Annotated in this window: 11 protein-coding genes; 8 read left to right on the forward strand and 3 right to left on the reverse strand. The window is 73.8% G+C overall.

Features of this window, described 5'->3' with window-relative positions:
• Positions 1-9: 9 nt before the first annotated feature.
• The 3 genes from O7633_RS06075 to O7633_RS06085 are packed head-to-tail and all read right to left on the reverse strand — an operon-like array spanning position 10 to position 3,448.
• Positions 10-1,791 (reverse strand): hypothetical protein, encoded by a 1,782-nt coding sequence (locus tag O7633_RS06075; protein ID WP_282326659.1) that lies wholly within the window; start codon positions 1,789-1,791, stop codon positions 10-12.
• Between the two features lie 2 nt (positions 1,792-1,793).
• On the reverse strand, positions 1,794-2,840 hold the full coding sequence (locus tag O7633_RS06080; protein WP_282326661.1) for a macro domain-containing protein: 1,047 nt from the start codon (positions 2,838-2,840) through the stop codon (positions 1,794-1,796).
• Complete coding sequence (locus tag O7633_RS06085; protein ID WP_278135997.1) at positions 2,837-3,448, reverse strand: NUDIX hydrolase; 612 nt, start codon at positions 3,446-3,448, stop codon at positions 2,837-2,839. The genes O7633_RS06080 and O7633_RS06085 overlap by 4 nt, the downstream gene beginning before the upstream one ends.
• 134 nt (positions 3,449-3,582) lie before the next feature.
• On the opposite strand from O7633_RS06085, the gene O7633_RS06090 reads away from it, so the two are divergent.
• From O7633_RS06090 to O7633_RS06125, 8 genes are all read left to right on the forward strand, one after another.
• Entirely contained in the window at positions 3,583-5,712 is a 2,130-nt protein-coding gene (locus O7633_RS06090) for a TIR domain-containing protein (RefSeq protein ID WP_282326662.1), read from the forward strand.
• On the forward strand, positions 5,690-5,977 hold the full coding sequence (locus O7633_RS06095) for a RyR domain-containing protein (RefSeq protein WP_282326663.1): 288 nt from the start codon (positions 5,690-5,692) through the stop codon (positions 5,975-5,977). The genes O7633_RS06090 and O7633_RS06095 overlap by 23 nt, the downstream gene beginning before the upstream one ends.
• 134 nt (positions 5,978-6,111) lie before the next feature.
• Entirely contained in the window at positions 6,112-6,372 is a 261-nt protein-coding gene (locus O7633_RS06100; protein ID WP_278135999.1) for a hypothetical protein, read from the forward strand.
• A gap of 190 nt (positions 6,373-6,562) precedes the next feature.
• Positions 6,563-6,952, forward strand: a complete 390-nt coding sequence (locus O7633_RS06105; RefSeq protein ID WP_282326664.1) for a hypothetical protein — start codon at positions 6,563-6,565, stop codon at positions 6,950-6,952.
• A 119-nt stretch (positions 6,953-7,071) separates the two neighbouring features.
• Positions 7,072-8,538, forward strand: a complete 1,467-nt coding sequence (locus O7633_RS06110; protein ID WP_282326665.1) for a family 43 glycosylhydrolase — start codon at positions 7,072-7,074, stop codon at positions 8,536-8,538.
• A gap of 255 nt (positions 8,539-8,793) precedes the next feature.
• The gene (locus O7633_RS06115; RefSeq protein ID WP_282326666.1) at positions 8,794-10,053 is read left to right on the forward strand and encodes a PQQ-binding-like beta-propeller repeat protein; all 1,260 of its coding nucleotides are present in this window, start codon (positions 8,794-8,796) and stop codon (positions 10,051-10,053) included.
• 354 nt (positions 10,054-10,407) lie between these two features.
• The gene (locus O7633_RS06120; RefSeq protein ID WP_282326668.1) at positions 10,408-10,986 is read left to right on the forward strand and encodes a hypothetical protein; all 579 of its coding nucleotides are present in this window, start codon (positions 10,408-10,410) and stop codon (positions 10,984-10,986) included.
• Positions 10,987-11,333: 347 nt separating this feature from the next.
• Positions 11,334-13,847 (forward strand): tetratricopeptide repeat protein, encoded by a 2,514-nt coding sequence (locus O7633_RS06125; protein WP_282326669.1) that lies wholly within the window; start codon positions 11,334-11,336, stop codon positions 13,845-13,847.
• The last annotated feature ends 3 nt before the right edge of the window (positions 13,848-13,850 follow it).

The raw sequence follows: 13,850 nt of genomic DNA on the forward strand, positions 1-13,850 counted from the left end.
GGGCGCGCCCTACGCCCTGCCCCGGAGCCGGACCCGGTCGAGCAGGAGACGGCCCAGCAGGCGCACCCGGTGCCAGGCGCCGAACTGCACGGCGGCGCAGCCGACGACCGCCTCGCGCAGGGTGAACACCTGCCCGGCGCGCGGGAGCAGCAGCACCCGCCACGCCGCCGCCGTCGAGCCGAGGAGCTCGGCGCGGCGCTGCTGGTCACGGTAGCGCCGGGTCAACTCGGCGACGGGCGTGGCGGCCCGGTGGTTGTCCCGCAGCCGCCGGTGCTGGTAGGAGAGCGCGGCGTGCACGTTGCCGGCCTCCAGGAACCACTCCTGCGTCTCGGCCGCCTCGGCCTCCGGCCGGGGAACGGCTGCCATGGCGTGCCGCAGGCTGCCGTGGACGTCGGTCAGTCGCCGGAAGCCATGCAGCCCGTCCTGCCGGCTGGGCCTGGGCAGCCAGCGGCCGACCCCGCGGCCCAGGAGACGGGCCAGCCAGCGCAGGTCGGGCACCAGCCCCATGTGCTCGATCACCCGGGCCTCGGTCTCGGCGATCAGCCGCAGCTCCGCGTCGTCCGACACCCGCCGCCGGTGCCACGTCAACCACGCGTACGCGGGCAGCAGCCGACCCTGGACCCACAGCGTCGCCCCGATCCGTTCGGTGCGCCGCGGCGACGGTGGCTGCCGCCGCCACCAGCGGCGCAGGTCGGCGTACCGGCCCTCCTCCCACATCAGGTCCGAGCGGGACAGGACCAGCTCCTCGGCGGGGACGTCCGGCTCGGCGGGGAGCAGCCGGCGGACCTCGGGGACGAGGCCGACCGCCCGGTAGAACAGGAACGTGCCGGCCAGCCGACGTCGGTCGTCGACGACGGCGCTGACCGGGCGCGGTGGCCGCAGCACCGGCGGCGGCACCGGGTCGAACCCCCAACGGGACGCGAGCCCGTCGAGGAGTTCGGTGGTCGGGCCACAGAGGAAGTCGACGGTGGCCCCGGCCCTGCGCAGATGTCCCGCCAGGGCGGGCAGGGTGCCGGCCGGGTCGCCGGCCTCGACCCCGAACACGGCGGCGGGCGGCTGCGGATCCGGCCGGTGCCAGGCGCAGGACGAGTGGTTGACCCAGTGGACGGTTCGCCCGTGCAGCGCGCCCGGCGGCAGGTCGGCCACCGCCACGTCCACGTCGAAGAAGTCGCTGCCGCTGTAGCCGACGACGACGATCCGGCGGGCGGGGCCCCGCAGGCGTTCGACGAACGCGGCCCGGGCGGCGTCGTCGAAGCCGCGTTCGATGTGCGCGAGGGTGGCGCCCAGGCGGGCCGGGTCCGTGCCGTCGGCGAGGGCGTGGTGGAAGTGGTGGAGCTGCTGCGGGCACGGCGGCCGCCCGCGCCGCGCCGCGAAGGCGCGCTCGACGCAGAGGTCGAAGTTGGCGGTGAGCTGCCGCCCGCCCGCGTCCAGGTGGGCGGCGAGGAACTCGTGCACCGGGTTGGGCCGGGCGTCCCGCACGTCGGCGAGGATCTCCCCGACCACGTCGGGGCTCTGCCGGGCGCCCGCGCCGAGTGCGGTCTCCAGCCGGGGCACGCGGGTCCGTGCCGGCTCCGCCGGGCAGATGGCGCCACGCCGCCAGCCCAGCAGTTCGTGGTACGCGAGGACGGTCTCCAGGGTGAACGGCCGGAACAGCGCCGAGAAGGTCCGCTCGGTGAGCTGCCAGCCGGTCGGCAGGCAGCTCGGCGCGCCCCGGGAGATGCCGGCCCCGGTCCAGAACAGGACGCCGGCCGGGCCGACCCCCGCGATCGTCTCGACTGCGCCGGCGAGCACGGTCACTCCCGCACGAGACCGCTGGTGTCGCCGTGCTCGGTCAGCGCCAGGCGGACGATCTGCTCCTCCAGGTCGGTGAAGGCGAGCAGGTAGACGGTGCGTACCCGGGAGGCGGGGTGCGCCCGGAAGTAGTCCAGCGCGGCCTCGATCATGACCTTCGCGGTCCGCTCCGGGTCGCCGCCGCCGTTGCCGGTGCCGAGCAGCGGCAGGAGGACGCTGCGCAGCTGCTCGCCGGCGGCGTTGAGCCGGTCCAACTCGGCCAGCACGTTGCGCATGCAGCCGCCGACGTCGGCGACCTGCCGGTAGCCGGTGCCCGGTGAGCCGTCCACCGAGGCGACGTGCAGGATCCGCTTGACGCCGTTGGCGTCGGCGAGCGCGCCGGACGTGGTGGTGAAGACCGTGGCGGGGGCGACCGGGGTGCGCCGGGCCACCTCGCGCAGCTCGGCGTAGATGAGGTCGTCGACCAGGGTGCCGGCCGCGTCCCGCCGGCCGCCCCGGTAGCGGATCGTGCCGGAGATGGTCGGCTCCGTCGGGCGGGCCATCTCCATCTGGGTGTTCTCGGCGTTCACCCAGACGTCGACGCCGGTGACGTTGGCGATGTTGCCGGTGACGATGCCGAGCCGGTGCCGGCGGTCCTGCCGGACGAGGGCGAGGGTCCGGACGGTGCGTTGCAGGCGCTGCGGCTTCCGCGCGGCCTCCACGATGGTGAGCCGCAGCTTGAGCTGCTCGACCTCCTCCCGGGCGCGGCGGGCGTCAGCTTCGAGTTCGTCGCGCTTGCCGGCGCGGGCCAGCCACTGGAAGGAGAGGGTGGTGAAGGCGAGGACGAACGCCGCCGCGCCGCCGATGCTGAACCCGAGGGCCCGGCCGTCGGCGTACGAGTCGGGGAAGATCGAGAACATCAGCAGTGACACCGCGACCGCGTAGAGCAGCACGGACGGGAGCTGCATCGCGGCCTGTCGGCCGGCGCGCCGCGGGTCGGAGAACAGGATCTGCAGCAGGATGCCGATCGACACCAGCACGCCGGTGACGGCGAGCAGCAGGGGCGTCACCGGCGGGACCGCAACAGGCGCAGCCAGAGGAGCCCGGCCAGGGTCTTCGCGTCGCGGATCGTGCCGCTGTCGATCAGGTCCGGCAGGTCGCCGAGCGGCACGGCACGGCGGGCGATGTTCTCCGCCTCGTCGGCGCGACCGCCGCCCTCGCCGACCCGCAGGCTGTCGTCGACCTCCCCGTAGAAGAGGACGACCCGCTCCGACGATCCGCCGGGCGAGGGGTAGAGCGTGCAGATCCGGTCGAGGGCTCGGACGTCGTACCCGATCTCCTCCCGGATCTCGCGGCGGATCGCGGACTCCGGTTCTTCGTCGGCGCGGACCATTCCGGCGACGAGCTCGACCAGCCACCCTGACCCGTCGCCCAGGGTCGGATAGCGGAACTGCTCGACGAGAACGACCTCGTCGCGCGAGGTGTCCACAATGACCGCCGCGGCGGAGTCGCCCCGGTCGGCGTTGACGAGGGTGACCTCCTCGCTCCAGTCGCCCGACAACGAGCGGTCCGCACCGAAGCGGCGATAACGGAGTCTGGCCTGTCGAATGGTGAAGATGGCGGTGGTGAGAAGCACATCCTCGGAGAGGATCTCGACGTTCCGCTGGTTTTCTGACACGGTGCCCGCTCCTTGATCAGGAAATCAACGCGTTCGTTGAGTGAGCGCGGCGGTTAACCTGAGCATAACTCCGGCGGCGGTGGTCGTTGATGTTGAGCGGTCTGTCGGATAGTGGCCTGAAGAGGAGAGCGGAGATGCTGGACGAGCGGCCGGCGGCATACTTCAGCCACAGCTACGACGTGCTGGACCGGCGGGTCACGGACTTCTTTCTGGAGGCGCTCTCCGAGCGGTTCGCACTCGCCGTCGACCCGCGCTCGGCGACGTTGTCCACTATGCACCTTGAGTTGATGATGCGGCGCACCGCGTGTTTCGTCGCCGTCGTCACCCGTCGGGAAAACCAGCCGCAATACCGCTGCTCACCGTTCGCGGTGCACGAGTACGGGATGGCGGTGCTGGCGAATCGGCCGAGGCTCGTGATCCCGGAGATCAACATTCCGGCCCGCCATTTCATCGGCGCGGACCTGGCCCGTCCGTTCAACCGCAACCGGCTCGCCGCCTACCGGATGCCGCTGGAGGCGCTCGACGAGCTGGTGGCCCGCGCCCGGGAGCACGCCGACGAGGTGGACCGGCCGCTGGGCGCCGCCGCGCTGATGCTCCCGCCGACCCGCGAGTACGCGGCCGCCGCGCCGGAGCTGCGCCGGCTCATCGCGCAGGCCGGCTGGCAGGTGGAGAACATCTCCGAGGCGCTGCTGCGGGACGAGGTCGACGCCGCGGGCGCAGCGACGCTGCTGGACCGCTACGACTTCGTCCTCCTCGACGTCCTGGACCCGCGGACGCCGTCGTGGGTGCTGCCGTTCCTCCAGGCCCGTGGGGTGCCGACGGTCCGGCTGGTGTGCCACCGCGCCGAGGACCGCGCGGCCAGGCAACTGCCCCGGCTCGCGGTCAGCCACGCCCTCCAGGCGTCCAGCGCGGTCAACCGACACGCCATCTGGTGGTCCGACGTGGACGGGCTGCTGCCGGAGCTGGGCCGGGAGATCGGCCGGCTACAGATGCCCCGGCTCCAGTTCGCCGGCCTGGAGGAGGCCCGCCGGTACGTCTGGAGCCTCGGCCGCGACCAGGGCCCCGTCTTCCTCAGCAGCGCCCAGGGCGACAACGACCTCGCGCAGCTCGTCGCGCAGGAGCTCGACCTGCGCAACGTCGAGCACTTCCACTACCTGTTCAACAGCGACCTGCCGCGCGGCAAGGCGTGGGAGCACCGCCTGCTCGCCAAGGTCGGCGAGTGCCGGATCTTCGTGCCGCTGGTGAGCCGGCACTACCTCGACAGCACGTGGTGCCGCAAGGAGATGGACATCGCGCTGGAGCTGAGCGGCCAGCGGCGCATGCGGGTCCTGCCCTACTTCCTCGACCACGGCGCCGGCGCCTCGGTCCCGATCCAGGGCACCTCGATCATGCACCTGGACGACGTGGCGCGGGTGCGGCGCATCGTCGACGACGTGGACCGGGCGCTCACCGACCTGACCGACCGGCGGCACCGCCCCCGCATCGAGGTCTCCGTGTCCGGCGGGCGGATGGCGCCCGACGTGGACGTGGTCGTCCTCGCGACCGGCCCGACGGAGTACGCGGCGGCGGCCCGCACGCTGCGCGACCCGTCCCCGGTGGTCGGCACGGCCGAGCACCCCAACCGCTTCGGCTGGCTCGGCGGCACCGTGGCCCGCCCGCAGGGCAGCGGCTACCAGCTGGTGCTCTGCCGGGCCGGCGCGGACGGCGGCCGGGAGGCGTTGCGCGCGGCCGTCGAGGCGTTCGGGCCGGAGCACGTCGTGCTGCTCGGCACCGCGTCGGCCCTGGTGCCGGCCGACGTGGTGGTCGCCGACCGGATCTGCGGCTTCCACCGGTTCAGTGTGGACAGCTCGTTCGTGCCCAGCCTGGACCGGGACTACCCGACCGACCCCGGGGTCGCGGCGTCGGCCGACGGACTGCCGTCGGTGGCGCGGGGCACGCTGGCCGTCGGCGACGAGGTGGTGCACGCGCCGCAGGAGTCGGCGTTCGCCCCGGTGCTGGAGGCGTGGCCGGACGCGGTGGCGGTGGGCGTGCTCTCGGTCGACACGGTCGAGCAGCTGGAGGAGTTCCGGACATACGGGCGGATCAGCCACTTCAGCGCGGTCGCCGGGGTCGCGCCGCCCGGCGCGGACGATGCGGGCCGGGAGGCGGCGGCGGAGCGCGCCTTCACCGTCGTCAGCCGGCTAGTCTCGGCGCACTGGCCGCGACCGCCGCGCACCGACGCGGCAGACGAGGGGGCATCCGGTGTGGCAACCGCAGCCGATTGACACCAGCGGGATCGAGGTGCCGAAGCCGGTGCGCGACGAACGGGAGACGCTCTCCCGGCAGGCGCACGACATCTGGGCCGCGAAGCGGCTCGCGGACGGGTGGACATACGGCGAGGCCCGCGACGACGAGAAGAAGACCCACCCGAACCTGGTGGCCTACGAAGAGCTGGACGACGACGACAAGTCCTACGACCGGGAGCTCATCGACGGGACCATCAGGCTGTTGATCAAGCTGGGCTTCCGGATCGAGCGCGACTCCACCTGAGCGGCGACTTCCGGTCCGGCGTGCCAGGTGGTCGCCGCAGGCGGCGCCACCCACCCGAACGGCGGATCAGCAGATCGGCGGTCCTGGATCTACGGTAGGCGAACAGTCAGTCGCCGCCCCGGAAGGGATCCCCCATGACCCAGCCGCTCCGCCGCCGGCTCGTCCGCCTCGCGGTTGTCGCCACCGCCGCGGCAACCGTCAGTTTCACGGTCCAGCCGACTCCGGCCCTCGCCGTGCCATTCGACTGGAACGGCTACTTCACGACGTACGAGGAGTGCGAGGCCTACCGCATCCAGGCCAGCTACTGGGGCGAGGTGAGCAACAGCTGCGAATACCGCACGCTGCCCGACAGCCAGTACAACGGCTGGTACTTCCGGGCCTGGCTGCCGGGCTAGGGACACCGGGTCGACCGGATCAGGTGGCGGCAGCGCGGGCCGGGCACGCGGACCGTCCTGCCGCCACCGGGCCGTCGACCGCAGCCGGCGTCAGCAGCCCCGACAGCCGTCCGCCCACATTCTTGACCGCTCAACTTTTCGGCGATAACTTTGACGTCCGTCGATTGACTTCTCTCGAAGCGGGTGGACCATGCTCTGGAAATCCATCGCCGTCGCCGCGTCCGTCGCCGGCGTGCTGGCCACCGCTCCCGCCGCCGCGGCGGCGCCCGCGCCGGTGTCGACCCAGGGCTGGGGGGCCGGGAACTGCCCGCAGGGCATGCTCTGCATCTGGCCGAACTGGAACCACCCGCCGGAGGGCCCCACGTCCACCCCGTCCCTGACGACGAACAGCGAGTGGACCGGAAACGTCGCGGCGTTCAACTTCTACAACTACACGGCCAGGAAGGCCGAGATCACCTGGTCCTACACGTATCTCGGCACGCCGCTCACCGGCACGATCTGCGTCGTGCCGGGCGGCGACGGGGACCTGTACGTGCCCATGTACGTCATCAAGGTGACCTGGCAGCCGCGGAGCTGCTGATCCGGCACCCGCCCCGCCAGGCGATCCGGGCCGGCGCGGGGGGATCCGTCCGTCGGGCGCCGGGCGTCGCCGCCACGGCGCAGCGCCCCGGGCCGGCCGACCACTCGAAGGAGGCTTCGATGACCAGGCTGAATCGGCTGCCGGGGGTGGGCCCGCGACGGCATGCACGGCGGGTCGGGCTGGCCATCGGCGCGGCGGTGACGATGCTGGCGGGCACCGCGGTGTTCGGCCCGCCGTCGGCCTCGGCGGCGACCGTGGACACGTCCGCGTCGTACGTCTTCGTCAACCGGCACAGCGGCAAGGCGATGGACCTGTACGACTGGTCGACGGCGGAGAACGCGCCGGTGAACCAGTGGACCCGCAACGACCTCGCGGTGCAGCAGTGGCAGTTCGTCGACGTCGGCGACGGCTTCTACAAGGTGCGGTCGCGGCACAGCGGGAAGGTGCTGGAGCTGCCGAGCGCCGCCGACGGCACCCAGTTGGTGCAGACCACCGACCGGGGCTCCGCCACGCAGCAGTTCCGGTTGCAGGACTCCGCCGGCGGATTCGTGCGGTTCGTCAACCGGCAGTCGAGCAAGGTGATCGACCTGTGGGAGTGGTCGACAGCCGACGGGGGCCGGCTCACCGCATACTCCAACGTCGACGGCGCCAACCAGCAGTGGCAGCTGGTGCGCCTGGGCGGCGGGACGCCGACCACCACGGCGCCGGCCTACCCGCAGCCGGGCAGGGTCGCCGGGGACGTCGGCGTCCACGATCCGACCGTGGTCAAGCGGCCCGACGGCACCTACCTCGTCGCGCACACCGGGGACAACATCGCGCTGAAGACGTCGACGGACCGGATCACCTTCCGCAACGCCGGCGCGGTCTTCCCCGGCGGCGCGCCCTGGACCACCACCTACACCGGCGGCTCCCGCAACCTGTGGGCGCCGGACCTGTCGTACCGCAACGGCCGCTACCACCTCTACTACTCGGCGTCGACCTTCGGCTCCAACCGCTCGGCCATCTTCCTGGCGACCAGCGCCACCGGCGCGTCCGGAAGCTGGACCAACGAGGGTCTCGTCATCGAGTCGCGCACGTCGGACGACTTCAACGCGATCGACCCGAACCTCGTCGTCGACGACCAGGGCCGCTGGTGGTTGAGCTTCGGTTCGTTCTGGTCCGGGATCAAGCTGATCCAGATCGATCCGGCCACCGGACGCCGGCTCGGCACGTCGATGCACAGCCTCGCCAGCTACGGTCCCGGCATCGAGGCGCCCGTGATGGTCAAGCGTGGCGCCTGGTACTACCTGTACGTCTCGTTCGACCGCTGCTGCCAGGGCGCCAGCAGCACCTACCGCGTCATGGTGGGCCGGTCGGCGAGCCCGACCGGGCCGTTCGTCGACCGGGCCGGACGCGCCATGCTCTCGGGCGGGGGCACCGAGATCCTCGCCTCGCACGGCAGCATCCACGGCCCCGGCCACCAGGCGGTCCTCGGCGACAGCGACGGCGACTGCCTGTTCTACCACTACTACGCCGACAACGGCACGTCGCTGCTCGGCATCAACCGCATCGGCTACGACGCGGCCGCCTGGCCCTACGTGTACTGACGCGGCGGCCGGGCCACCCGGCGCCCGGTGCCATGCCCGCCCTGCCCCGACCTGATCGGCGGGTCGCACCACGGACGGGCCGAGCGCGAGGTGCCGGCGGGTCCTACGGTGGGAACGGACCGCCGATCGAGGGGAAGACCGTTGTCGCCGTCGCACCGCCCAGCCCGTTGGAGTGTCGCCGCCCTCGCCCTGATCCTGGCCGCAGGGCTCCCCGGCTGCACCGCGCCCCGGGCCGAGCGGACGGATCGACCGTCCGTGCGGGTCGAGGAGACTCAGGAGAGCCTGCGGCAGAGGATCACGTCGCCCGCCGCCGAGGGCCCGCCGCCAGCCTGGTCGGTGCCGCTGCGGCGGCTCGACCAGCAGCTGGGCGAGATCGGTCCGGTGGTCCTGGTCCCCGACACGAGGGAACTGCGGGCCGTGGACCGCGCCACCGGCCAGGAGCGGTGGCGTCATCCGTTCACCACGGGCTACCAGTATGTGATCGCCGGCGATTCGATCGTGGCCGCCGACAGCGACGACGGCGGCATGGAGGTGCTCGACGCGGCCACCGGCGTCACCCGGTGGCGGACGGCGGGCAGCCAGGACGTCGTCGTCCACGAACAGACCGTCTACGCCAGGGAGTGCGCCGGCACCGGCGATTCCGCGACGTGCACGATCGTCGGCCGGGACGTGCGGAGCGGTCGCCAACTCTGGGAACGGCCCGCCGACCGGTCCGCCAGGGTGAGCGACGTGACCCTCGGTGCCCGCGCGCCGTACGCGCCGGCCAGCGGCCGATACGTCGCGGTGCGGCTGAGCACGTCCCCCCGGTCGGCCGCCTACGCCCCGGTCGCTCCCACCACCGGTCGGGTCGGCGCCGGACGGCTGCCGAACCGGGCCTGGTACGGCTTCGTGGCCGGGGACCTGCTGGTGACCACCGACAACGACCCTGCGCGGGGCGAACAGCGTTGCACGGTCAGCATCGCCACCGTCGACGCGGCCACCGGCGACAAGGGCTGGTCCGGCGTGGTCTTCAGCGGACGCAGGGAGGACGGCGGGTGCGGCAAGCGGTTGGCCCACCAGCACAGCGGGCTGACCCTGATCGGCGCCGGCACCCGGCTCGTCGCGGTCACCGCCGACGGACGGCCGCAACTGGTCGACCTACGGACCGGTCGCACGGTCTGGAAGGGCGCCGCCGCCGGGGTGCCGATCGACGGTGACAGCCACTCGGTGCTGGTGCGGGGCAACGCCGATACGGGTGAGCTGGCCTTGCTGGACCTGTCCACCGGCGTGACCCGCTGGACGGCGCCCGATCCGCTGCTGTCGGGCGCGTCGGCGAGCTGGCGGTCGGCGGTGACGGAGGGACTGGTGGCGGTCAGCGCGGCGGAGGACGACCGGCCGGTCGTGCTCGTGTACGAGGCTCGCACCGGCCGTCAGCTCGGCCGCTATCCGGGCTGGCTCGCCGGAGCCGGCGCGGACTGGGTCGCGGTCAGCCACACCGGCTCCGACGGCCTCGCGGTGGACCTGCGCGCCTTCTGACCGGTCAGCCCGGTGCCGCCCAGCAGACCCACACCAACGCCCGTCGATATTGCCAGAGCCGATCCAGACGTGTTGGAATAGCTCATATCGCCGCAGCGCGGGGGCAACCGCGCTGAGCAACGGCAAGCACGGGAGCAGGGCAGTGCCGGCAGCACGCCGCTTCGGCGGTCGCCCGCACGCCACATCACCGGGTCATCGCCCGATGACGGGCACCACGCCGGGCGGGCGCTCCCGCCCGCCACGATTGTCCCCCGGCACGTGTCCCCGACAGTCGACGCGCTCGACGCCCGGCGCTCGGGGGCATCCGATCGGCCTGCCTGCGCGGCAGGGCCGGCAACGAGGTGAGAAGCGATCATGAGTTCCCGAGAGGGTTTCGCAGGGTGGTATCGCCACCGCCTGGTGTGGGTGGCGGTGATCCTGCTGACGGTGGCGGCCGGCGTGGTCTTCCTCAACCGGGCCGCCGGCGGGGAGGCGGAGCCGGCGGACCTGCAGGCGCAGATCGTGGCCCGGATGCGCACCACGCTCGAACAGGCGGACCCGGGGCAGCACAACCACGCCGGGCACAACGCCCAACAGGCCGCCACCGAGGCGAAGCCGCCGGTGATCTGCGGGGTCCGCGTCTACGGCTACGAGCCGGCCGCGGCCGCCACCCTCGCCGACGTCCAGAAGGTGTACGGCTTCCACCTCTGCGGGATCGCCGAGCAGAAGCGCCCCTGGGACGTGGCGGTCAAGCTGGCCGGGCCGCTGATCATGGACATGTCCACCGAGCCCCTGGGCATCCAGGTCGTCGAGGCGACCGAGAACGTCAGGTTCATCGACCGGCTGCACCAGATGTTCCCGGCCAAGTACGCGACGCTGGCGCAGGAGGAGGCGCTGGCCGCCACGGAGATGGCCGACCTGCGCCGGAGGTACGACGCCGCAGCCGGGCTGTGAGCACGCCGGAGGGCCGGGCAGCACGCGTACCCCAACACCGCCCCCCGCCGTCGCTGCGCCCGGGGCTCGACGGGCACCCACCGCAGACCACTCGCAGTTGATTGACTGACATCGCTGGCTGGGCGAGAATGGCGGCAGCAGGGGCCGTCATCGCCCGTCTTCCTCACGTGATCGGGAGGAGGTGCCGAGCATGGAGCGTTACGAGGACCTCGAAGGATCCGCCGTGGGCCTGATCAACGCCGTCATCAACTGACCCGCCGGTCACCAACCGGGCGGGCGCGGGCTGTCCCATCGTCGCGTGTCCGCCCCTCGGCACCGCACCAACCGACCGGGCCGGGAGGTAAGGGATGGCCGACATCGCCTGGCGGGATCCGGCGGCGCTGCCGCTGCGCCCGCTGATCGACCTGACCGCCGACCCCGCGGTCCCGCCGGCCCTGGTCGCCGAGGCGGCGCTGTTCTGGGTCGGCCGGTCCGACCCGTGCGGCTGGTTGCCCGCACACGCGCCGCCCGCCGGCCTGCGCCGCGCGATGCGCCGCTGCGGCCTGCTCGACGCCACGGACACCCTCGTCGCGCCGCCCGAGGTGCGGGAGCGGCTCGACGCGGACGACCCCGCCGGTCTGCTGTGGGCGGCCCGCCTGATGCGCGCGCTCGGCCGCCGGGAGGACGCCGCGGGACTGCTGCGGCGGCTCGGTGGCGACGCACCCTCCCCGGTGCGCGCCTGGCGCGACCTGCTGCTCGCCGAGGACGGCCGGCAACCGCTTCCCCCGGTGCCACCCGAGGCGGCGGGCCTGCCGGTCCGCCTCGCCACCGCGCTGGCCCACGCCGGCCGGGCGACGGCGGACGGGCAGCCGGCCGCCGAAGCGCTCGCCGTGGCGGAGTCGCTGGCCGCCGGCCTGGCCGGCGACCGGATCGGCGTGGTCGCCCGGGCCCGGGTCCTCGCCGTGCGGCTGCGCAGCCCGGGTGGGCCGACGCCCGAGGCCGACACCGTCCGCGCCGTCGCCCGCGACCTGGGGACGGACCAGGACGACTTCCTCGCCCGCGACGCCGCGCTGGCGCTGCTGCGGGCCGCCGCCCGCGCCGCCCTGGACGAGACCGGCGCGACCGGCGCGACCGACGGCGGGCCGGCGCGCGAGTTCGCCGACCTCGCCCTCGACCTCGACCCGACCGGCGCGGCGACCCGGCTCCTCGCGGCCGACGCGGCCCGGGCGGCGGGCGACCGGGAGGCGGCCCGCACCCACTACCGGGTGGCCGCCCGGACCGGGCTGACGGAGCGGACCGCGGCGCTGGCCGGGCTGCTCGACCTGGCGGCACCCACCTCGGCCGTCGAGGACGGCGCGCCCGCCGCGACAGCCGGCCCCGCTGGGCCGGCGTCGCCGGCCGACGCCGGCGAGTTGGTGGGGGCACTCGCCGACCTGCTCGCCTCGGACCGCGGCGAGGAGCGGGACCGGTTGGCGGTCCTGGTGGCGCGACGCCCGACGCTGGGCGGCACGGTCTGCGCCGACGCGGTGCGGTGGGCGGTCGCGGCGCGGGAGCCGACGGTCGCGGCGCGGGAGCCGGCAGCGGGGGCGCGGCCGCTCCCGATCGAGCGCTACCGGCCGTTCCTCGACCTGAGCCCGAGCGAGCTCCTCGACCCGGTCGACACCCCGCCGGTCGCGATCCACACGCCACTGATGTCGTACGCCGCCGTGCTGGAGCGTCGCGAGCCGTGGTTCCGGGAGATCCACCCGCAGCGGGCCACGGCCGCCATGTTCCGCGACGAGATGCAGGCGACGGCGGCGGTGTACGGGTACGCCTCCGGTAGCGCCTCGGCCGACTACCGGACGTGGCTGACGGCACCCGACGGCTGCCCGCCCGAGGTGCGGGACCGGCTGGCCCACGCGTCGGACCTGCCGCTGCTGGACCGGGCGCTGCTGGGCCGGCTGCTGTCCGCGGTGGGTTTCCACGCCGAGGCCCGGGACATCCTTCCCGGGCCGGACGTGCCGGTGCGCGACCCCGAGGGCGCGTACGCGCTGGCCAGCTGGCTCTTCGCCGAGCAGATGCTCACCACGGGGCACAGCGCCGAGCTGGAGCCGCACTTCCGCACGCTCTACGACCAGCTCGGCGACGACGTCCGGTACGCCCGCACGCGGGTGGTCACCACGATCAACGCCACGGTCAACGCGGCCCGGCGTCGGGAGCCCGACACCATCGCCCGCTGGCGCAAGCTCGGCGAGGAGGACCTGGCCCGGTACACCGCGCTGCCCGAGGTGTCGGAGTTCGACGCCGCGCTCATGACCAGCAGATGGTTCCGGGCCATGGGGTTCCTGCCGTTCCTCACCGGCGACCGCGACCTGCTGCGCGCGGACATGGACCGGTGGCTGGGCATCGCCCGGGAGCTGACCGGCCACGACGGGCACACCCGGGTCATCGCCGCCGACAACTACTTCCCGGCCGTGGAGACCGCCGTGCGCACCCACACGTACCTCGGCGAGCGCGACGCCGCGCTGGCCCTGGTGGACGAGTTGGCGCAGCGGGTCGACCCGATCGACCCGAAGACCTGGCTCACCGCCGGGGAGCTGCGCTACCAGGCCGGCGACGTCGGCGGCGCGCTCGATGCGTACCTGCGGGCCGCGCACCTCCAGTTCCCGTACGGCCGCATCTCCTGGTTCAACGCCGGCCAGGTGCACGAGCAGCTGGGCCGGGCCGACCTGGCCGCCGAGTGCTACCGCCGGTCGCTCGCGCACTGGCCGACCGGGGTGACGCCGCTGCGCCGGCTGCGCGACCTGCACCTGCGCGGCCGGCTGCCCGACGACCGGGGGGTGCTGGCAGCGTGGGCCGCGGGCCAGCCGGCGTGGCCAGGGCTGCCCGCGTTCGAGGGGTGAGCC

It is taken from the genome of Micromonospora sp. WMMD712, from assembly GCF_029581295.1.
In the GTDB taxonomy this organism is placed as follows: domain Bacteria; phylum Actinomycetota; class Actinomycetes; order Mycobacteriales; family Micromonosporaceae; genus Micromonospora; species Micromonospora carbonacea.

Bases quoted from the DNA above. Each gene is read 5' to 3' on its own strand.
- O7633_RS06090 (WP_282326662.1), top strand. From the start codon at position 3,583: ATGCTGGACGAGCGGCCGGCGGCATACTTCAGCCACAGCTACGACGTG.
- O7633_RS06100 (WP_278135999.1), top strand. From the start codon at position 6,112: ATGACCCAGCCGCTCCGCCGCCGGCTCGTCCGCCTCGCGGTTGTCGCC.
- O7633_RS06105 (WP_282326664.1), top strand. From the start codon at position 6,563: ATGCTCTGGAAATCCATCGCCGTCGCCGCGTCCGTCGCCGGCGTGCTG.
- O7633_RS06110 (WP_282326665.1), top strand. From the start codon at position 7,072: ATGACCAGGCTGAATCGGCTGCCGGGGGTGGGCCCGCGACGGCATGCA.
- O7633_RS06120 (WP_282326668.1), top strand. From the start codon at position 10,408: ATGAGTTCCCGAGAGGGTTTCGCAGGGTGGTATCGCCACCGCCTGGTG.
- O7633_RS06125 (WP_282326669.1), top strand. From the start codon at position 11,334: ATGGCCGACATCGCCTGGCGGGATCCGGCGGCGCTGCCGCTGCGCCCG.